The sequence below is a fragment of the Lentzea sokolovensis genome (assembly GCF_033949975.1).
Taxonomy (GTDB): domain Bacteria; phylum Actinomycetota; class Actinomycetes; order Mycobacteriales; family Pseudonocardiaceae; genus Lentzea; species Lentzea sokolovensis.
This window is the reverse complement of the sequence record NZ_JAXAVU010000011.1, coordinates 51,157-71,181: the sequence shown is the minus strand read 5'-3', so window position 1 is coordinate 71,181 and position 20,025 is coordinate 51,157. Positions and strand designations below refer to the sequence as shown.

19 protein-coding genes and 1 tRNA gene are annotated in these 20,025 nt (G+C 67.7%); 7 read left to right on the top strand and 13 right to left on the bottom strand.

What is annotated here, in order from left to right; translation table 11 throughout:
• Nucleotides 1-68: 68 nt before the first annotated feature.
• The 3 genes from SK854_RS27110 to SK854_RS27100 all read right to left on the bottom strand — a co-directional run bounded on the left by SK854_RS27110 (nt 69) and on the right by SK854_RS27100 (nt 1,959).
• Nucleotides 69-911, bottom strand: a complete 843-nt coding sequence (locus tag SK854_RS27110) for an NYN domain-containing protein (protein ID WP_319977936.1) — start codon at nt 909-911, stop codon at nt 69-71.
• A gap of 12 nt (nt 912-923) precedes the next feature.
• Entirely contained in the window at nt 924-1,574 is a 651-nt protein-coding gene (locus SK854_RS27105) for a hypothetical protein (RefSeq protein ID WP_319977935.1), read from the bottom strand.
• Between the two features lie 79 nt (nt 1,575-1,653).
• Nucleotides 1,654-1,959, bottom strand: coding sequence for a hypothetical protein (locus tag SK854_RS27100; protein WP_319977934.1), 306 nt, complete (start codon nt 1,957-1,959; stop codon nt 1,654-1,656).
• A 166-nt stretch (nt 1,960-2,125) separates the two neighbouring features.
• Here SK854_RS27100 and SK854_RS27095 point away from each other — a divergent pair, with 166 nt between their 5' ends.
• On the top strand, nt 2,126-3,352 hold the full coding sequence (locus SK854_RS27095; protein WP_319977933.1) for a PucR family transcriptional regulator: 1,227 nt from the start codon (nt 2,126-2,128) through the stop codon (nt 3,350-3,352).
• 53 nt (nt 3,353-3,405) lie between these two features.
• Here SK854_RS27095 and SK854_RS27090 read toward each other — a convergent pair whose 3' ends face one another.
• The gene (locus SK854_RS27090; protein WP_319977932.1) at nt 3,406-4,272 is read right to left on the bottom strand and encodes a peptidase inhibitor family I36 protein; all 867 of its coding nucleotides are present in this window, start codon (nt 4,270-4,272) and stop codon (nt 3,406-3,408) included.
• 142 nt (nt 4,273-4,414) lie between these two features.
• Between SK854_RS27090 and SK854_RS27085 the strand changes: the two genes are divergently transcribed.
• Nucleotides 4,415-4,576, top strand: a complete 162-nt coding sequence (locus tag SK854_RS27085; RefSeq protein WP_319977931.1) for a hypothetical protein — start codon at nt 4,415-4,417, stop codon at nt 4,574-4,576.
• On the opposite strand, the gene SK854_RS27080 is transcribed toward SK854_RS27085, so the two are convergent.
• From SK854_RS27080 to SK854_RS27065, 4 genes are read right to left on the bottom strand one after another with little or no spacing between them, the layout of a single operon-like run.
• Nucleotides 4,577-5,266, bottom strand: coding sequence for an excalibur calcium-binding domain-containing protein (locus SK854_RS27080; RefSeq protein WP_319977930.1), 690 nt, complete (start codon nt 5,264-5,266; stop codon nt 4,577-4,579). It lies immediately after the preceding gene.
• 32 nt (nt 5,267-5,298) lie between these two features.
• Complete coding sequence (locus SK854_RS27075) at nt 5,299-5,922, bottom strand: response regulator transcription factor (RefSeq protein ID WP_319977929.1); 624 nt, start codon at nt 5,920-5,922, stop codon at nt 5,299-5,301.
• Complete coding sequence (locus tag SK854_RS27070; RefSeq protein ID WP_319977928.1) at nt 5,919-7,010, bottom strand: sensor histidine kinase; 1,092 nt, start codon at nt 7,008-7,010, stop codon at nt 5,919-5,921. The genes SK854_RS27075 and SK854_RS27070 overlap by 4 nt, the downstream gene beginning before the upstream one ends.
• Nucleotides 7,011-7,015: 5 nt before the next feature.
• Nucleotides 7,016-7,579, bottom strand: a complete 564-nt coding sequence (locus SK854_RS27065; protein ID WP_319977927.1) for a hypothetical protein — start codon at nt 7,577-7,579, stop codon at nt 7,016-7,018.
• A 349-nt stretch (nt 7,580-7,928) separates the two neighbouring features.
• Here SK854_RS27065 and SK854_RS27060 point away from each other — a divergent pair, with 349 nt between their 5' ends.
• Nucleotides 7,929-8,132, top strand: coding sequence for a cold-shock protein (locus tag SK854_RS27060; RefSeq protein ID WP_030475722.1), 204 nt, complete (start codon nt 7,929-7,931; stop codon nt 8,130-8,132).
• Between the two features lie 108 nt (nt 8,133-8,240).
• Here SK854_RS27060 and SK854_RS27055 read toward each other — a convergent pair whose 3' ends face one another.
• The 3 genes from SK854_RS27055 to SK854_RS27045 all read right to left on the bottom strand — a co-directional run bounded on the left by SK854_RS27055 (nt 8,241) and on the right by SK854_RS27045 (nt 14,278).
• Nucleotides 8,241-10,382 carry a DEAD/DEAH box helicase gene (locus SK854_RS27055; protein ID WP_319977926.1) on the bottom strand — a complete coding sequence of 714 codons (2,142 nt, stop codon included), beginning with the start codon at nt 10,380-10,382 and terminating at the stop codon, nt 8,241-8,243.
• Between the two features lie 374 nt (nt 10,383-10,756).
• Complete coding sequence (locus tag SK854_RS27050; protein WP_319977925.1) at nt 10,757-13,795, bottom strand: AfsR/SARP family transcriptional regulator; 3,039 nt, start codon at nt 13,793-13,795, stop codon at nt 10,757-10,759.
• Nucleotides 13,796-14,035: 240 nt separating this feature from the next.
• On the bottom strand, nt 14,036-14,278 hold the full coding sequence (locus tag SK854_RS27045) for a hypothetical protein (RefSeq protein WP_319977924.1): 243 nt from the start codon (nt 14,276-14,278) through the stop codon (nt 14,036-14,038).
• 426 nt (nt 14,279-14,704) lie between these two features.
• Here SK854_RS27045 and SK854_RS27040 point away from each other — a divergent pair, with 426 nt between their 5' ends.
• The 3 genes from SK854_RS27040 (at nt 14,705) to SK854_RS27030 (ending at nt 17,334) form a co-directional block, all read left to right on the top strand.
• Nucleotides 14,705-15,319 carry a YiiX/YebB-like N1pC/P60 family cysteine hydrolase gene (locus SK854_RS27040; protein ID WP_319977923.1) on the top strand — a complete coding sequence of 205 codons (615 nt, stop codon included), beginning with the start codon at nt 14,705-14,707 and terminating at the stop codon, nt 15,317-15,319.
• Between the two features lie 112 nt (nt 15,320-15,431).
• The gene (locus tag SK854_RS27035; protein WP_319977922.1) at nt 15,432-16,031 is read left to right on the top strand and encodes a hypothetical protein; all 600 of its coding nucleotides are present in this window, start codon (nt 15,432-15,434) and stop codon (nt 16,029-16,031) included.
• A 10-nt stretch (nt 16,032-16,041) separates the two neighbouring features.
• A complete protein-coding gene (locus tag SK854_RS27030) occupies nt 16,042-17,334 on the top strand; it encodes a hypothetical protein (protein WP_319977921.1) in 1,293 nt (430 codons plus the stop codon).
• Nucleotides 17,335-17,798: 464 nt separating this feature from the next.
• Here SK854_RS27030 and SK854_RS27025 read toward each other — a convergent pair.
• Nucleotides 17,799-17,871, bottom strand: a tRNA-Ala gene (locus SK854_RS27025).
• Between the two features lie 123 nt (nt 17,872-17,994).
• Between SK854_RS27025 and SK854_RS27020 the strand changes: the two genes are divergently transcribed.
• Nucleotides 17,995-19,233 (top strand): phenylacetate--CoA ligase family protein, encoded by a 1,239-nt coding sequence (locus SK854_RS27020; protein WP_319977920.1) that lies wholly within the window; start codon nt 17,995-17,997, stop codon nt 19,231-19,233.
• Here the strand turns inward: SK854_RS27020 and SK854_RS27015 are convergent.
• Nucleotides 19,226-20,008 (bottom strand): DsbA family protein, encoded by a 783-nt coding sequence (locus SK854_RS27015; RefSeq protein WP_319977919.1) that lies wholly within the window; start codon nt 20,006-20,008, stop codon nt 19,226-19,228. The two genes, SK854_RS27020 and SK854_RS27015, sit on opposite strands and share 8 nt — an antisense overlap.
• Between the last annotated feature and the right edge of the window lie 17 nt (nt 20,009-20,025).

Below are 20,025 nucleotides of genomic sequence, written 5' to 3'. Positions count from 1 at the left end.
CGTCAAGCCTGGTCGGAGCGGGCTTTCACCAGTAGTGAGGCAGCGTCACGACGTGAGGATGACAATTGTCATTCCGGCCGGACGGCCTGCGCCCTCGGGTACTTGCGGCCGGGCAACGGCGAGGGCGATCCGGTGAACGACACGGTCGTGCCCGCCAGCAGCAGGGTCAGCCCCGACGGCAACTCGTCGCGCGAGACGAACCACGACCCGCCGCGCGTGTCGGTGATGAACCCGTGCGCCTGCCCGGTCTTCCAGCTGGCCACCGTGCCCTTGCGACGACCGCGCGGCGCTCCCACCGGCGACGCCACCACCTGCGACGACCGCACGAAGGCGCGCCGCAACGGGTAATCGGCCTGGTCACCGGGCGCGAACAGCGCGTCGAACCCCGGCGTGAACGGCGTCGCGGCCCGCAACGGCGCCGCGGTGCGCGGAGTCCACGCGGGCGGCGCCTGGACCGTCCGGATGTCCACCACCGGCACGATCACGTGCACCCCCCGCGCCGTCAGCCTCTCCGCGAGCGGAGCGAAGTCCGAATCGCCGGTCAGCAGCACGACCCACTGCAACGGCACCGTCGTCGCCTGGTCCCACGCCTCCAGCGCGAGCAGGACGTCGACGCCCTTCTCCTTGCCGTTGTGCAACGGCAGGTCGTGCCGCTTGATGCCGGCGGCAGCCAGTGCCCGGTCGAAGGATTCGGCGGGAGTGTCGATGCGACCGCGCACGTAATGCGCCTCGGCGACCACGCACTCGTCCAGCGGACGACCCGTCTCCGTGTGGACGTACCAGCGCAACGCGTCGTGCAGGCCGTCAAGAGAGATGCGCGCGCCTCTGGGGTGCGCGGTGGCGTAGAAATCGCTCAGGTAGGCGAACCACGTGCCGTCGTAGAACACTCCGATCCGGTCGGTCTCACCCACCGGACGAGATTACTACTTCCGGTAGAAGTGCACGTTGCGCCACTGGTGCTCGGCGCTCGCCGTCTTCAACGTGCCGTACACGCCGTACTTGAAGTAGTGGTCGCCCTTGGGGCCGTTGGCCGTGTGCACCTGCTTGCCGTTGATGTAGATCGAGTAGCTGCCGCCGGCCGCGGTGGCGTTGTGGGTGACGTTGATCCGCACCCACTTGCCGTTGATGCCGCTGACCAGATCCTTGCCGCCGCCGCGCAGGGTGCCGCCGTCGCGGGAGAACGACCTGATCATCAACGTGGTGGCGCCGTCGCCGTCGTTGCCGAAGATCTGCATGGCGCTCTCGTCGTCGGTGCCCGCGGTGACCTTGAGCTCACCCTCGAACTGCCGCTGCCCGGTCCGGTAGTTGTCCTGGATCCGCGCCTCGACCCGGTTGGAGCCGTTGTTGACCAGCTTGAAGGTCTGCACCCCGCCCGAGCGGGCGTAGGAGCCGCCGGGCCCGGACGCGCTGGTGGTGCTGCTCGGATAGGACGTGATCACGCCCTTGCTCTGGATCTGCAGGTTCCACGCGGGACTGTGCTCGGTCCAGCCGCTGCCCACCGGTCCGGCGTGGGCCGCGGGCTGAATGCCGGCCACCATCAGAACGGTGACACCGGCGATCGCCATGAGACGCATCGGGTTGCTCCTTGTGTGGGGTCGCAGGGTTCACACAGGCGGCAGCCGAACTCCATCTCAACGCATCAACGGCGGTACGTCACCCGCCGGAATTCCGGTCGAACGCGGACTGTCCCGGCGCGGCGGGCAGCCCCAGCAACTGGCCCGCGACGTCCAGGAACTCGCCACCGCACTGCCACATCGCCAGATCGGGATCGACGACGAACGGGTCCGCGGGGTCCGCGTCGCTCTCGGCCACGCGATAGGCCAGGGCCTCCGACTCCGATAACGCGAGCACCGTCTCGTTGGTGCCACGCCACACCCGTCTGAACATCACAGCGTTGGCGCACGTGAACCGATCGTGCACGACCGTCCGCCGGAACCCGCGACGCAGCAACAACTTCATGCATTCCTCGACGCTGCTCACAACGCCTGATTCTGACCGCGCGACGCAGCCGTCCTCATCGGCCATCACTCGATAGGGTCAAATGTTTGGGGCACGTGCACAACGGGGGTGTCCCTCTTTCGTGCAAGCAACCACACCGGAACGGGCTATCGCCTGAGGCTCACGGATGCGCAAGCCTCTGGCGGTGGTCGACATCCAGGCACCAAACCCCGCCTCGCCGCTGTACGACCGTGTCGCGACGCAGATCCCGAGCATCGCCGAGAAGGTGCTGGAGGCGTTCTTCGCCAGATCCGCGACGTACCGGCAGCTGCCGCACCAGCTGGTCGACCGCGAGATCACCGAGGCGGTGACCCGGCACCTGCAGGTCTTCCTGCGCGCGTTGCGGGAACAGCGGCCGCCCGCGCCCGAGGAGCTCGACATGCAGATCGCCACGGCGGTGCGCCGCGCTCAGCAGGGCGTTCCTCTCGACATCGTGCTCAGCACCTACCACGTCGCCGCGACCGTCGGCTGGGAGGCGATGGCCGCCGTCGCCGAGCCGGACGAGGTGCCCGACCTGCTGGCGACGGTGCCGGCGCTGCTGCGGTACCTGAGCGTCGCCGTTCCCGCCGTGGCCGGGTCGTACCTCGCCGAGCAGCAGGCCCTGCACGCCGAACGCCGTGAGGCCGGTCGTGCGCTGGTCGCGGCCCTGCTGACCGGCAGGGAGGCCGAGCCGCTGGCCGAACGGATCGGGCTGGAGCTGTCCAGTCACCACGTCGTAGTCGCCGTGCGTGTCGACGCGCCGGCACTGGCCGAGGGCGCCGACGCACGTCTCGCCGTCCACGGTCTCGTGCGACGCCTACGGGCCGAACTGCCGAAGCACGCCCTCTCGGCGTTGGACCACGACGGCGGAACGGTGCTGCTGCCCACCACCGCGGAGACCGTCGAGTCGGACCTGGAGGACGCCGCCGTGCTGGTCCGCAGCCTGCACACCGCCGCGGGCACCGTCCTGATCGGCGGGATCGCCGCGGCGGAGCACCGCGAGGACGTTCCCGCCGCCGCCCGTCAGGCCGCCGACATCGCCGAACTGGCCCAGCGCCTCGGACGCCCGCCCGGCGCGTACGTCCTCGACGACGTGCTGCTCGAGTACCAGCTCTGCCGTCCCGGCCCGGGCCGCAAACGCTTGGCCCGCGTGATGGACCGGCTGTCCGAGCACCCCGACCTGGTGCACACGCTCAGGACGTTCATCAACAGCGACCACAACCGCCACCGCACGGCCGACGAGCTGCACCTGCACCGCAACACGCTCAACTACCGCCTGCGCCGCGTCACCGAGCTCACCGGCTACAACCCGGCCGATCCGACGGACATCCGGCTGCTCTCGGCGTCGTTGATCGTCCACGACCTGAGGTCCTGAAACGCCGAAAAGGCGAGCGCATCGTGCGCTCGCCTTTTCGGAAACGACTCAGATCAGTCGCCGTACGGGTTCTGGATCGAGACGTGGACGTGGTCGTAGTGGCCACCGGTCACACCGCTGCCGGCGGTGTAGTTGCGCCAGCCCTCGGACGCGCGGGCGACGCTCCAGATCTTGCCCTGCCAGATCACGTAGCGGACGTCGAGCTTCACGGCGTGCTTCTGCAGCCAGTAGGCCAGCTTCCAGCCCTGGGCCTTCTGCGTGGCGTTCGGGTACTGGCCGATCGCGTTCGAGATGGTGCAGTCGAGCGCGTTGCCCGTGTTGTGGTTGCTCGTCGAGGGCTCGCCCGGACGGTAGTCACCGACGTAGCACTGCTTCTCGTTGGTCAGCGTGGAGATCTGCGTCCGCACGAACGCGGTGCGCTTGCTGGCCTGAGGCGCGCGAACGGCCTCGGACGGCTGGTTGTTGGTCGGCGGCGTCGGGTAGGTGCCCGGCGACGGGTCCGGGTCGCCACCGGCGTCACCGAAGCGGTGCGAGGCGTTCTCGTTCTTCAGCTCGGCCTTGAGGTTGCCCTTGGCGCCGGCCGCGAACGTCTGCTTCGCGCCACCGTAGTTGCTGTTGTAGAAGACGGTGACGGCCTTGCTGGACTTGTTCCATACCGACGCGGCGTTGTTCTTGACACACACGCCCTGGCCGTTGCCGGCGCTCTTGAACTCGTAGCAGCTCGGCTGCGAGTCGCCGTAGTCGGCGATCGAGTCGGCGAAGTCCGACACCGAGCCCGCGTTGTCGCTGTTGTAGTACAGGCAGAACTCGCCCGACTCGCAGGAACCGTTGCGGTCCGTCGCCGCGTTCGCGACACCCGCCCCGAAGGACGCGCTGACCAGCGCGCCCATCAATGCCACAAAAGTGAATTTCTTCAGCACGATTGACCCTTTGTCCCGTTTTACCGGCCCCAGCACACCCCAGTCGTGCCGGGGAAGCTTCGTTTCGACTGAAGGATTGCGAGAGCCGCTGACATTCCGCTGACACCGGCGGCCACCGGTTTGTCAGGGCACACTGGGATTCATGAGCGAGAACAAGTGGGACGCGCTGCCCGACCGCCCGAAACCGGAGGAGTGGGTGGCGGAGAAGGACACGAACCCGCCGCTGCCCGGTGCCCTCGACGAGGCCGACGGCGACCGTGAGCTGCGGGAGGCGCGCAACGTGCTGGAGCGCGGCGGCTTCTAGCTACTTCTCGCAGGCCACGCCATCACCATCGCGGTCGAGGGACGAGCTGTAGCCGGGCTGTCCCCGGTAGAGGGGTGCCGCACCGGCCGCCTTCACAGCGGTGCAGTTCGCGTAGCTCACCGGCGCCGGGGCAGGTGGCGCGGGCTGTGGTTTCGGCTGCGGCTGCGGCGCGACGGGCGGTGCCACGACGGGCGCGGGCTTCACGTCGAGCCCGCCGCACGACGGACCCCAGAAGCCCATCGTCGCCCGCTTGGCGGCCGTCTCCGCGACCTGGATCGCCGTGTCAGCCCCGGCGATCGCACGCGCGGCGCCCTGTCCCACGGCGAGGACCGCGTAGTCCGTGCCGTCCGCCAGCAGCAGTCGCGACGCCACGACCTGGACGGGCTTTCCCACCAGGGTCTTCGTCGCGAACTCCACGGCCGACGCGGCCCAGCACTCGCCTGGTTGCGCGAGTCCGGAGAGCACAACCGTGGTGCCGTTGGACAACATCGCCGTACGACCGTCCACGATGGACTCCACGGTCACCGGCGGAGGCGTGGTCGTCGTGACGGCCGAACTGGTGGTCGTCGTGGTCGTGGTGGTGAGATCAGCCGGAAGCCGGGTGGACTCCGGGGAGCCGCACGCGGACACGACGAGCAGGAAACCAGCAGCGATCGCGGCTGTCCTCGACAGCTGCTGGGAAACGGTCATGGCCGCCACATCGCGACCTTCGCCAGGCGTCGTTACACAAGTCCGTGCGACTGGGCATAAAGCGCGGCCTGCGTCCGGTCCCGCAGCCCGAGCCTGCCGAGAATGCGCGAGATGTGGTTCTTGACCGTGCCCTCCGACAGGTGCAGGCGCTCGGCGATCTCCTTGTTCGTCGCCCCGCCCGCGACCAGTCGCAGCACCTCGACCTCGCGCACGGTGAGCGGTTCGCGATGGCCGTCGGAACGGCCGAGCACCGCCGCCAGCCGGGCCGCCGCGGCCGGGTCGAACTGGGCCACGCCCGCCGCGGCGAGCTTGACCGCCGCCGCGAGCTCCTGGGACGGCAGGTCCTTGAGCAGATAGCCCGTGGCACCCGCACGCAGCGAACGCACCACGTAGTCCTCGTCGTCGAACGTGGTCAGCATGACGACCTTGCAGGCGGGCGCACGCCTGCGCAGCAACGCCACCGCCTCCACTCCGTCGAGGCCGGGCATCCGCACGTCCATCAGCACCACGTCCGGCGCGAGCGTCACCGCCTGCTCCACGGCCTCGTGCCCGTCCGCGGCGGTGCCGACGACCTCGATGCCGGGTTGCAGTCCCAGCAGCGACGCGATGCCCTCCCGGATCAACCGCTGGTCGTCGACGACCAGCACGCGCGTCACGCCGTCCTCACCGGAATCGTCACCGTCAGCGTCGTACCGCCAGGCGAACTGGCGAGGTCGACCCGTCCACCGGCCAGCGCGACCCGTTCCCGCATCCCGAGCAACCCGAATCCCTCCGCCGCGGCACCCATGCCACGTCCATCATCGGCCACGGTCAGCCGCGCCCGTTCGGCGTCGAGTTCGACCGCGACGGCGATGCTGCCGGCGGCGGCGTGCCTGCGCGCGTTGGTGATGCCCTCCTGCGCCGCCCGATACAGCGCGTGCAACGCACCCGTGTCGTGCGCCTCGGACGAGCCGCTGACCGTCAACGTCACATCTCCTTGCCCCGCAACCAGTTCGTCCAGGGCGGCCGGCAGGTGGAACGACCGCAGCGACCGGACCGACTCCCGCACTTCGCCCAACGCCCGCCGCGCGGACCGTTCGGCGTCGAGCACCGCGGTCTTCGCCGTGCCCGGCTCGAGGTCGTGGAACGCGGCGGCCTTCTCCAGCAACACCACGATCGCCGTCAGATGGTGCCCGAGGTCGTCGTGCAGATCCCTGGCCACCCGCGCCCGTTCCGCCGCCGCGGACAGCTCCGCGACCGTCCGATGCGACTCCTGCAACCGGATCCGCCCGTCGCGCTCGCGCACCGCCACCGCCGCCATCGTGATGGTGAGCACCAGCCCCACCGCGAACATCACGAGGTCCGACGCCTGTTCGAGATCGGCGTACCAGTCCGGAGTGCTCACCACGGCCACCGCGAAACACGCCACCGCCAGCACGACCGCAACGCCCTGACCGAACGCGAAGTAGGCCGTGAACGGCACGAGCAGCAACATGACCCGCGCCAGTCCGGAACCGTCCACATAGGCCAGTCCCACGTACAGAACCGCGCGCGACACCAACAACCCCGCCGCCACCGCCTTGGGCGTGCGCACCGGATAACGCCGGAACTCCAGGAGGTCCACGGCCACCAGCACCACCAGCCCGCCGACCAGCAAGGGCACGCTCGTGTCACCAAGCCCGGAGACCGCCGCGTACACCCCCGCGACCAGCACCGCGGCACAGATCACAGGCGAGACCCAGAACGCGGGCCGCGAGGTGTACATGCCGCTCAGGCTAGTGCCGGACGCGCCGACCACACCGCGACAGACAGCCACACCAGCACCGCCGCACACGCGACGTGCACCAGCGCCGACAACGGCGTGTCCGGCAGCGCCGCGAACACGGCCAGCAACACGAAGCTGATCCCGTACCCCCAGGCAGGCACCGCGGGGAACACCTTCGTCCGCACCATCGACACCCCGAACAGCACGGTGCCGGCCACGAACACCAGCGAGGCCACCTTCACCACCACCTGCGTCAGCGGCGCCACCTGCCCGGGTTCGAGGAAGAAGATCACCAGGTTCAGCGCGAACGCCACCCCGGTGAACAGCCCGAGCCCGAGCAGGTTCGCGGCGAACGCGAACGCCCCGAACCTCCCCGACGCGTGCGCCTGATGCCCGTGCAACGCCAGAACCGCGGGTGCCCCGAAAGCCGTCCCCAACCCGATCACCGCACTGGTGACCGCCGTCTCCCCGGTGAAGGCCTCGACGGCCCCGGGCAGCCCGATCGACAGGCCCAGCACGACCCCGCACACAGCCCCGAACCGAGGCAAGAAGATCTTGTTGTCCGTCACGCCACCGACGCTAGGGACGCCACCACCGTGCCCCGAAGTCCCAACCGGCCACTTCGGACGTCAGACGTCACGCCCCGAGGGGTGCCGGTCGGCACGTGCCGACGAGACATGAAGCACATCGCCGAGTCGGTTCACGCGGAGTTCAGCTCAGAAACTGGAGATTTTCGGCGTGTGCGGTACCCACCCGGAGGCCGACCCGTGTAGGGTGATGGTCATCTGTCATGGCTACGAAATACCGTTCGCCCGTGATCGCAGGTCACGGGCATTTTGCTGTTCGGTGTCCTTCGGCCATGACGGGTTACCTCGGCCCCGCACAGTGCGGGCGCCACATTCATGCTTGGAGTGCACCATGGCCACCGGAACCGTCAAGTGGTTCAACGCCGAAAAGGGCTTCGGCTTCATCGAGCAGGACGGTGGCGGCGCCGACGTCTTCGCCCACTACTCGAACATCGCCGCTCAGGGCTTCCGTGAGCTCCAGGAGGGCCAGAAGGTCTCCTTCGACATCACGCAGGGCCAGAAGGGCCCGCAGGCGGAGAACATCGTCCCCGCCTAGTCCCTTCGCCCGCCACTGAGCTCTCAGCGGCAAGCAGGACTACACCGAAGCCCGGCCGGATGACTCATCCGGCCGGGCTTCGTCGTGTCTGAGAGCGGCGTCCAGCTCCTAGAGACCGAGGCGCTGCTGCTCGGCCCGCACCACTCGCTGCTCCACCGACACCGCCGAGTCCAGCGCGCTCGCGTGCGAGTGCTTCGTGTCGCTTTCGCGCGCGTAGTGGTCGAACAGCAGGGTCTTGTGGTCGCGGATCTCCTGCACCCGCGCGTCCACGCTGTCCTTGACCAGCAGCCGGTGCACGTGGACCTTGCGGACCTGGCCCATCCGGTGGCACCGGGCGATCGCCTGGTCCTCCGTGCTCGGCTTCCACTGCGGCTCGGTGATGATCACCACGGACGCGGCCTGGATGTTGAGGCCCACGCCGCCCGCCTCGATCTGGGCCACCAGCACCGCGTGGTCCTCGCACGCCGTGAACGCGTCCACCAGTTCCTGACGACCCTGCGCCGACGTCGCGCCGGTCAGAGGACCGAAGACCTCCAGGTGGTTCGCGACCGCGTCCAGCACGTCGTGGAAGTACGAGAACACCACGACCTTCCAGCCGTTGTCCCTCGACTCCTCGATGATCTCCAGCAGCCGCTCCAGCTTCGCCGAGCCGCGGGGCGTGCCCGGCGCGTAGGCGGCGCGGCGCATCGCCATCAGGTTCCCCCCGCGCACCGCCTCGAGGTACGCACCCCGGTCCTGCTTGCCGAACTCGACCCAGTCCTCCACCTCGAGCAGCTCCGGCAACTCGCCCAGCACGTCCTCCTGGTTGCGCCGCAGGTACACCGGCGCGACCACGCGGCGGAAGGCCTTCGCTCCCACCACGGCGTCGGTGGCGCCGGTGTGGGCCGCGACGCTCGGCTGGAGGTAGGCGACCAGGGTGCGGAACTCCTCGACGCGGTTCTCCATCGGCGTGCCGGTGAGGAGCATCGCCCGCTCCGCGCGCTGCACGATCGTGTTGACCGCCTGCGAGCGCTGCGTGTCCGGGTTCTTCACGTAGTGCGCCTCGTCGACCACGACCAGCGCCGGGCGGAACCTCTTCGGCAGCACCAGTTTCGGCAACGTGCCGAACGTCGTCACGCCGACGCCGCCCTGCGCCAGCCACTCGCCGACCGCGCCGTCGCGGCCCGCGCCGTGCATCCGGTGCGGCACGAGGTCGCTGTGCCTGGCGATCTCGTTGACCCAGTTGACGACGACGCTCGCCGGGCAGACCACCAGGAACCCGCGCCGCCCGCCGGCGGCGAGGCTGGCCATCACCGCGATGGCCTCGATCGTCTTGCCCAGTCCCATCTCGTCGCCGATGATGACGCGTTTGCGGGCCAGCGCGAACTTGGCCCCGAACACCTGATAGCCGCGCAGCGCCACCTTCAGCAGACTGGTGTCCAGTGTGGTCGCGTCGACCTCGTGCTCGATGTCGGCCGGGACGAACCCCTTGGCGGCACTGCGATCCGGCACCGCGTCCGCACCGGCGAGGTCGGCGAGCAGCGTGTTGTAGGCGGCCGCGTCGCGCTCGTAGTCGCGCCACAGCGAGCGGTGATCCAGATCCGGCACGCGCAACTGCGTGCCCACCGCCCGCAACGCCGCCACGTCACGACTGGCCAGCAGGGCCTCGAGCCGGTCGAGCGACTCGATGGCGGCCTGCCGGTTCTTCCGCAACGAGAAGAACATCCGCACCCGGCTCCAGGCACGGGACGCGGCGCGCACGTCGGCGTCGACCCTGCCCAGCACGTCTCCGAGCGGCTCGCGCAGCGGACCGACGAGCTGGTTCGCCCTGCGCAGCTTGGACATCAGCTGCAGCAACTCGGTCTGAGCACGGTCAGCACGATCGGGGTTCAACCGGACAGTCGTGTCCCGCGCGACACCGTCGACAACGGCTCGGGCGACCCGCACGATCTGCTCAGCGGTCTGCCTCCCGACCCCGGGCACGCCGTCGAGCTGTTCCAACCGCGCCTCGGCGACGTCGGCGACAGTCCGGTACCCGGCGGCCTTCAGCGTGCTCAGCCTCAGGTTCGCCTTGGTGTCCCGCAACTTGTCCACCGGCATGACGCGAAGCCGCTCGGCCACCAGCGAGTCCCGAACCGCCTCGTACTTCGCGCGGGCGAGCGCGAGCAGCCGCTCCGGTTCCGCACGCACCCCTGCCGCCTCGGCGCGAAACTCCTCCGCGGCGCCCAGCACCGCGCGAGCGTGCCTACCGACCTTCGACGAGTCGTCCACCCGTGTCCTTCCGTCAGACGGTCAGCAGAGTACCCAGCATTCCGGCTCGAAAGCGGAACATGGTTGTGGCACAGCACTTTCCACGGACACAAGACATGGCTGACCAGCGAAAATCACCACAACCCCGATCTGCCGGTCAACCTACGGGAGTCCGGGGGCCTGCCCGGCGTGGGGCCTGGGGGCCCGGCCCCCAGAAACACCGGTGAAACGCAAATGGCGAGCGTCCTTGCCAGCATGGTCCACAAAGGACCTTTACCAGCGCAGACGCTAGAACACCAAAAACCGCAACGCAACTAGCCGCCGTTCGGCACCGTTGAGCGCCGTTCAGGGACGTTGCACTCCTCCCGCAGATCAGCAGTCTGACGCTGAGCCTCTCACCCGAGCCGGGCGTTCAGGGTTCTCAAGCCCTCTTCGTGCGAGATCCCGCGGAACAGTTCACGTGCCTCTTCCCAGGCGGTCCTGGCCTTGCGGTGGTCGCCGGCGGTGCCGTACGCGTCACCGAGGGCGCGGAGTGTCCTCGCCAGGTAGGGAATCGAACCGCGAGTTCGCCAAACCTGGACCGAGCGTTCGAAGGCGCTGACAGCGGCGGACACGTTGCCCTCCGACAGGTCCACCTGTCCGAGGACGCTGAGCGCATCGGCGAGGTAGTGGCCGAAGTTGCCGTCCTCGCTGTAGGCCAGCGTGAGCTCGGCGGTTGCCCTGGCTCGTTCGTCCCCCACCGCTGTGAACAGCTTCGAGAGGTAGAGCAGCGAGAACGTCTCCAAATAGCGGTAGTTCAGCCGCCGCGCCATTTCCAGCGAGCTCTCCAGCAGTTCCCGGCCGCCCGCGACGTCACCGGAGAACGACTTCGCCGCTCCGAGGAACTGGGTGATCGTCGTGGTGTAGTGGGGGTTGCCGAGCCTCTCGGCGATTTTCGCCGCCTTCTCCAGGACCGGGAGCGCCCCTTGGGGGTCGTCCTCGCCGTGGATGATCGCCATCACGTGATAGGCCCGCGCCTGACCTTCGACGTAGTCCGCGTCGGTGGCCATCCGCAGCGCGCGCTCCGCCAGACCGAGTGCCTGGGTGCTGTTGCCGTCGGCCGTCATGCTCCAGGCCAGGGACGCCAGTGCGTCGGATGTTCCGAGCGGATCGTTCAGCGTGGTGAACAGTTCGAGGAGCTGTGAGGCGCTCGCCCGCATCCGTGTCATCGCCGGTCCGGGGCCAGGCGGCGAGTTCCACGTGGTGACGTGCAGGAGACCGCGCATGAGCACGGCCTCACCCCGCTTGTCGCCGGTCGAGCGGCAGAGCGCGAGGGCCTGCTCGTGCATGCGCTGCCAGCCGTCGTACACACCGCGCACGTTGAGGTACGTCTCGGTGGACCCCGCCAGATCCCAGGCGAGCTGGGTCAGTCCCTCCTCGCACGACTGGACGACCGCGGCCATCAAAGCGGCGTGTTCCGCACTGAACCAGGCCATCGGATCGGCCAGCAGCGAGCCGGAGACGGCCTCGGGCAGCCGCCAGCGTGCCGCGTCGCTGTGCATGAGCCTGTAGAAAGGCCCTGGGACGCACTCCGACGCGACCTCCGCCAGCGCCAGCCACGCGCCGAAAGCCCGCGCGAGCGCGGCACGGCGCTCGGATTCGGAGTTCTCGCGCCGCGCCTGCTCCCGCGCGTACAACCGGATCAGGTCGTGAAACCGATACCTGAGTCTGCCCGTCTCGTCGGTCCCGGTGAGGTTCAGCAGATGAGCGTCGACCAGCGTCTCGATCTCACGTTCCGCCTGCCGCACCGGAAGGTCGAGGAGCGCCGCCACCACCCAGGAGGCGAAGTCGGGCGCGTCGAGCAGCCCAGCCAGCCGGAAGGCCCGTTGCGCGCCCCGTGGCAGCATGCGGTAGCTCATCTCGAACCCCGCGCGGACGTCGAGGTCGCCCGCCACGAGTTCGTCCAGCCGATGTCGTTCTTCCCCGAGGACGTCGGCGAGGTGGGAGAGCGTCCACTGCCGCCTGCTGAGAAGCCTGGCCGCCGAGATGCGCACCGCCAGCGGTACGTGGCCGCACAACCGGATGATCTCCCGAGCCGCGTTCGGATCGTCCTGGACGCGTTCGTCGCCGATGATGGCGCGCATCAGATCCATGGCCTGGGCGGACGGCAGGACGTCGAGTTCGAGCAGGCTGGCGCCCTCGAGGCCGACCAGCCGCACACGTCCGGTGAGCAGGACCGCCGTGCCGGGTCCCCCTGGCAGAAGCGGCCGCACCTGCTCTTCTCCCGCCACGTTGTCGAGCAGGACGAGGATTCTGCGGCCTGCCACGCAGCTGCGGAACAACGCCACGCGGTCGTCCAGGAGTTCGGGGATACCGCTGCCGCTGATGCCCAGTGCGAACAGGAACCGGCTGAGCACGTCCTCCGGGCGGGCAGGCTCGGCGGAGGCGCCACGGAGGTCCGCGTAGAGCTGGCCGTCGGGAAAACGATCGGCGATCCGGTGAGCAACGTGCACGGCGAGCGTGGTCTTGCCCAGGCCCGCCAGACCCGCGATGCAGGCCACGGCAACGGCACCCGGCCTCAGCGCGGTGAGGACCTCCTCCAGGTCGGCCACCTCGTCGTCCCTGCCGGTGAAGTCCGGGATGTCCGGCGGCAGCTCGGCGGGGGTGGGGGTCTTCGGCGCGTTTGTGAGCGTGGCCGCGACGCCGGGAGCGAGATCGAGAGAAGGGTCCTGGTTGAGGATCCGCTGCTGCAGATCGTGCAGGTCGGCGGCCGGGTCCAGGCCGGTCTCCTCGATCAGGGTCGCACGGGCACGCGTGTACTCGGCGAGAGCGTCCGCCCGGCGGCCACAGCGGTACAACGCCAGCATCAGCTGGGCGCGAAGCCGTTCTCGCAACGGGTGAGCGCGGACGAGCGCGGTCAGTTCGCCCAGCAACTCGGCATGACGTCCGAGCTTCAGGTCCACGGCGATCCTCGACTGCAGCACCGACAGGCGGACCTCTTCCAGCCGTGCGGCCTCCGCGGCCAGCATCGGCACATCGGCCATACCGGCGAACGCGGGCCCCCGCCAGAGCCGCACCGCCTCGTGCAGACGCCGCGATGCCTCGTCCGGCGCGTCGGCGATTTCCGCCACCTGCCCCGCCTGGGCCAAGTCCTCGAACCTCGCGGCGTCGAGCTCGTCCCTGTCCGCCTGAATCAGATACCCGGCGCCCTGCCGTACGACGCGAGCCGGATCGCCCAGCTGACGGCGGAGCCGGTGGACGTAGGTCTGCAAGTTCTTGGTGGCGCTCTTCGGCGGGTTGTTCCCCCACAGGGCCACTGCCAGCTGATCTTCCGAAACCGGGCGGCCCGCTCGACTCAGCAGCACCGCCACCAGCACTCGTGCCTTGGGGGTGCCGAGGTCGAGTTCCTCGTCTTCTCGCCACGCCGCCAGCGGTCCCAGAATCCCAAACCTCATCGCGCCCCCTCGACTGGACACACTGTAGAGGTCGACGACGAGAGCCCGAGCGCGTCGGTGCACGAGGAAGACGTTCGACAGCGGCATCCGTCAAGCGGTGGGGGAACGGCCCGGAGAAGCCGACCTCGGCAGACGCCGAGGTCGGCTCCGTTGCCCGGGCAGGGGTGGCCAGGATCTCCGTTCTGGAGTCGCCATCCGGATTCAGGATGCGACTTTGACGTTGAACTTGAGCGCGTTGTCTCAGTACCGGGTTTTCACCCGGAACTGGTAACCGGCGAAGCTGCCGTTTCCATATTCGATCCGGAAGCACGGTCCAGGCGAGGTCCACGATGAGACATAGGTCTTTCGGGCCTCATTGCACTTCGACAACGTCGGGTAGAGCGGGCTGTTGTAGTCCGCGTGAGCCGGTGAGGCCATGCCCAGCATCAGACCACCGGCCACCACGAGTGACGCCAGCACGCCACCGGAGGCCATCTTCTTCATCAAAGCCGATCCAGCCTTTCTTCGTGACCGCATCCCGACGAATCGGGTTCGCATTCCAGCCTGAGGTTAACCGCAGCGGGAATACGTCTGGTATACGTCCAGAACACGAGTGGCCGCAGAAGCGTCGTGCACCTCGTCTCCGGGCTCGCCGGCGTGAGCGAACAGCTCGGCGGCCGACGGCGACCTCAGCCCACTGACGAACGGCTGCGTCCGGTCGCTGACTGGACCTATCGGCCGAGCAAGGCGACTGAACCTTCCACTGACCTCGTATTCCCGGCATGTACTCGCCGTATTCCAGGACCTGTCACTGTTCGCAGCATCGGGAAATTCCCGACAGGACCAACACATTCGATGCGCGACCAGGGCTCAGGTGTCGATTACGCACCCCGGCAGGGTCGAGGTCCTGGATCTGGAGAGGGTTTCTACATGCCGAAGATCGGGCGATTTCTCGCCTCGTCCATTGCGGCCGGCGTGGTGGCAGGAGCGGCGATGACCGGGCTGCTCGTCGCACCCGCGCAGGCCACGGAGACGGCCACGCCGGACACCAGCGCCGCCTCCGACGCGGACTTCGACACCGCCTCCGACGCCGACTGCACCAAGAAGGTGAAGGTCGGAAACTCGCGGTACAAGGGCGACATCTTCCACTCGTGGGCCAAGACCGTCGTCCCCCACAACCACGTCGGCATCTTCTACACCACGAAAACCGTCGTGGAGGCGCCTGGACCGAAGAGCCTGAGCCAGGCCCGCACCGCGGCCACGCTGAACAAGTGCGGCCCCGTCTACAAGATGTACGTCAAGGCCAAGCAGACCACCCGCAACAAGGCAGCCAACTACGCCTACAACGAGCTGCGCGGAAAGTCCTACGACATCGACTTCGCCATCAACAAGATCAACAGCACTTTGCGACTGAACTGCTCCGAGCTGGTCTGGCGGGCTTACAAGGCCGCAGGCATCGAGCTCGACGCCAACGGCGGAACCGGCGTGTACCCCGACGACATCAAGAACGACGGCAGCACCGTCATCTACAGCACCCGCAGGTAACCACGTCCGGTGTGCGGGTGCGGCTTGCCGGACTCAGGGCCGCCCCCGCCCGTCGTTGTCGCCGGCAGGCGAAGCTGAACCACGTCGGCCACGTTGAGAGTGGAGTACACACATGTCGAAAATCGGGCGAATTCTCGCCTGTTCCATTGCGGCCGGCGTGGTGGCGGGAACGGCGATAGCCGGCCTGCTCGTCGCACCCGCACAGGCCACGGAGACGGCTGCACCGAACTCGGACGCCGGCATTTCCTCCGACAGCGACTGCACCGAGAAGGTGAAGGTCGGAAACTCGCGGTACAAGGGGGACATCTTCCACTCCTACGCGAAGCTCGACCGCGGGACCAGCAATCACGTCGGCATCTACTACACGACGAAGATCATCGTGGAGGCGCCTGGACCAGGCAGCAAGAGCCAGTCCCGTACGGCGGCCACGCTCACCAAATGCGGCCCCGTCCACAAGATGTACGTCAAGACGACGCAGGCCAACCGCGACAAGGCAGCCGATTACGCCCACCGAAAGCTCCGCGGCAAGCCGTTCGACACGCATTCCAACAAGAACAAGCACAACGGCGACCACGAGCTGAACAGCTCCGAGCTCGTGTGGCGGGCCTACCAGGCCGCGAGCATTGATCTCGACAGTGACGGCGGAACAGCCGTGCACGCCGACGACATCAAGAACGACGGCAGCACCGTCATCTACAGCATCCGCAGGTAACGACATTCCAGTGTGCGGTGCGGCCTGCCGAGCGCAAGCCGCACCGTCCGCCCGAGAGGACTCAACGGTGCCCCTGCCCCGACTCGCCGCACTCGCTGCCTGTGCCGTTCTGGCCTTGACGGCCTGCACCACACCCGACGGCGCGACCAAGGCCCACATCGTCAAGCCCGCTGAGGCGAAGCTCGGCGACACCGTCCTCGCGTTCTACCTCAGTCCGGACTCCGAGGCCGGGACGAGCAAGGTGGAGAATCTGCCGGCCTATCTGGTCCTGGTGCAGGCGGACGGCAGCAAGAAGCTGATCGAGACCAGCGGCATGCGCGAGCCGCACATCGCGTGGTCAGGGCGCGGACTGTTCTTCAGTGACGACACACGCGACTACATCCTCGGCAAGGACGGACTGGTCAGCTTCGAAAACAAGAAGTCATCGCTGCAACAGTCGGCTTTCGCGCTACCCGACGACAAGGGCTTTGTAGCGGTCTACAACGAAGGCTTCTCCGAGTCCGACTCCGGGTACACCAACCAGGTGGCCGTCACGACCTCGGCCAGTTCGCAGCTCTACCAGGTCGAAGGAAACTACTACATGAACGCGCTTTGCGGCGGTGTCCTCAATGGAATCGCCACTCAGGCGGGCACCCATCTCCCGGCATCGGCCGACGTTCCAGGTATGCGCTCGAAGGTCGACACCGCCGCTGAACCGGAGCTGCTTTCCCAGCTGTATCCGGCGACCGAAGGACGCGAAAAAGTCCTCGCCTGGCGAGCAGCCTTCGACGCGGGAGACCACAACCGCCACGTGCCATGCCACAACGGCGTGGTCACGTTCCTCTCCGACTACGCCGATGCCGACGGCAAGCCTCACATGACCATCGTTTCCTGGGATACCAGGACCGGTGCGTACACCGAACGGCCCCTCGTCGATGCGCAGAGACGCCCGATCACCGAGGAACTGTTCGACCCCGAAACGTTCTCCCAGAAGTCCTACGACGCACGGGCGGCCCGAGACGGTCGCCTCGAATGGCTGGCCGGCGACGGCCGGATCATGAGCACCGACATCGCGTCGGGACTCACCGAGCCGCGGTTCGACACCGGCCTAGCTTCAGGCATCAACTCGTCCAGCCAGGCAGCCTTCACGGAGCAGTCGATTCACCTGATCCAAGAAACGTTCGACGGCAAGACACCCGTCAAGATCAAGCGATTCGACCGCGCCACCGGAGACCTGGTCACCGAGATCGCCGTGTCCGGACTGGCGGAACAGCTCGGCCTCGAGTTCAACCTGAGGAGCATTGCCGTTCCTCCCGGAGCATGAATCGCAGGCGCCCGCGGGTCTCACGGACGGCCGTCCGACGACCAGACCTTACCTTCCACGACCGAGTCACCGAGGTCTGTTCACACATCGCGCCCGAAGCCGAACAACAACTCCTCAACGCGCTACAACAGCACCGGCAGACCGCGACCAAGAAATGCCGAACGCACCCGATGCCACCCACCCCTGCACGTCACGGAAACGAAGCCGCACAACGAATCCGGCTGCCCTTCCCATCGCCGGCGGGATGGTCGCGCCGCAGAACCGAACGCCCGCAACGGAAACGCCCTGGCTGTCGGCCGCCGAAGGCAACATCCAGGGCGATGTTCCTGGAGGACTGTCCTCCTGATCTCCTCCACGTCGAGCAAACCGGGACCGACAGGAACGATCACCGATGATCGACCGCCAAACGCAAAGAACCCCTCTGACCTGCGCAAACCGCAGTTCAGAGGGGTTCTACCTACAAGTGGAGCTGAGGGGACTCGAACCCCTGACCCTCACACTGCCAGTGTGATGCGCTACCAGCTGCGCCACAGCCCCTTGAAGGTCCACGTTCCCGGTAGGTTTCCCTGCCGTTCTCGTGTGGCAATACCGTACAACATCGACGCCACAAGATAAAAATCGGGGGTATCCAAAGCGCATTCGGGCTGGTAGGACCGGGTGATGACCGCCGGAGCACCGCTTGACCCGAAGATCGAGTGCATGGACCCCGAGGCCCGTCACGAGCTGCAGGAACAGCGTCTGCGAGCACTCGTCGACCGCCTGCTGAGCACGGACAACCTCCAGGGTGCCAGGCTCAGGGATTCGGGAGTGACGCGCGGCACAGACGTGCGGCTCGACGAGATCCACTTGCTGCCCACGATCAGCAAGCAGGACCTGTGGGACCACTATCCGTTCGGGCTGCGGATCGCGCCGCAGGAAGACATCGTGTGCGTACACGGGTCGTCCGGCACGGGTGGCAGGCCGACGCTCATCCCCTACACGGCCAACGACGTCGAGATCTGGGCCACGGTGATGGCCAGGGCGTTGAAGGGCGCGGGCGCGACCACGAGTTCGATCGTCCACAACGCCTATGGCTACGGGCTTTTCACGGGCGGTCTTGGGGTGCATCACGGTGGCCTGAAGCTCGGCGCCACGGTGATCCCCATGTCGGGCGGCATGACGGAGCGGCAGGTCCGGCTCATCGAGGACCTCAGGCCGGACGTGCTGTGCTGCACGCCGTCGTACGCGCTGCGGCTGGCGGAGGATCTCGGCGAGAACTCCCTCCAGGTCGGCATCTTCGGCGCCGAGCCGTGGACGGACGAGATGCGGCAGGAGATCCAGCAGCGGCTGGACATCAGGGCGCTGGACATCTACGGGTTGTCCGAGATCATCGGACCGGGTGTGGCGTGCGAATCCCTTGACTCCGAAGGGCTTCTCAACATCGCCGAGGACCACTTCTACCCGGAGACGGAGGACGGCGAGCTCATCTTCACCACGCTCACGAAGACCGGCATGCCGCTGCTCCGCTACCGCACAGGAGACGTGGCGACCCTGCACGAACCGGCAGGGCAGCGAACCCTCAAGCGCATGAGCAAGCTCAAGGGACGCAAGGACGACATGCTCGTCATCCGGGGCGTGAACGTGTTCCCGACGGAGATCGAGGCCGTCGTGCTGGACCTCGCGAGCCCGCACTACCTGATCGTCGAGGACCGCCGGACCACCACGGCGCAGCTGCACGTGGCCGTCGAGTCCACAGAGGACGTGAAGCAGCGACTGACGAACAAACTCAAGGAACGCCTCGGCATCACGTGCCAGGTGCACGTCCTCGAACCGGGCAAGCTGCCGCGCACCGAGGTGGGCAAAGCACAACGCCTGGCCCGATGGACTCAGGGCCAGGCGCCGATCGACGGACTTACTTAGCCAGGTCGGACAGCCAGTTCTTGTTGTCCAGGTCGACGAGCTTGCCGCCGGAGGCGACGCTGGGCGTGCCGCGGAAGCGGCCCGTCTCGCCGTCCTTCAGAACGGGATCGTTGCTGGTCTTGGACATCAGCTCGTCCAGCTGCGACTTGTAGGTCTGGTTCTGCACGCACGACTCGAACGAGGCGGAGGTCACGCCGACTTCCTTGCCCAGCTTGATGAGCTGGTCCTTGGTGTAGCCGGCGTCGCCTTCCTCGGGCTGCGAGTTGAACAGCGCCGCGTGGAACGCGTTGAACTTGCCGTCGTCGGCCACGCACAGGGCGGCGTTGGCCGACTCGGTCGAGTAGCCCTCCGGCTTCGACGCGCGGTTGAGCATCGGCAGGATGTTGTAGCGGATCTTGACCTTGCCGTCCTCGACGGCCTTCTTGATGTCGGTGCCGTAGGTCTTCTCGAACGTGCCGCAGATCGGGCACAGGAAGTCCTCGTACACGTCGACGGTCACGGTGGCCGTGTCCTTGCCGACGAGCACGGTGTTGCCGTCACGGACGGCGGGCGCCGAGATCGTGTGGTCGGCCGGCGCCAGCGGAATGGCGTCCGTGGCCGACGTGGACGGCTTCATCTGCTGGAAGATGACGTAGCCGATGACCGCGACGGCGAGCACCGCCACGACTGCGATGCCCGCGATGACCTTCGTGCGGTCAGAGCCCGACGAACGAGCCTGGACCACCGCACGCGCGGCCTGCTTCTTCTTCCGCGCACTGCGCTCTGCTCCACCCACGGCGACGAGGGTAGCGA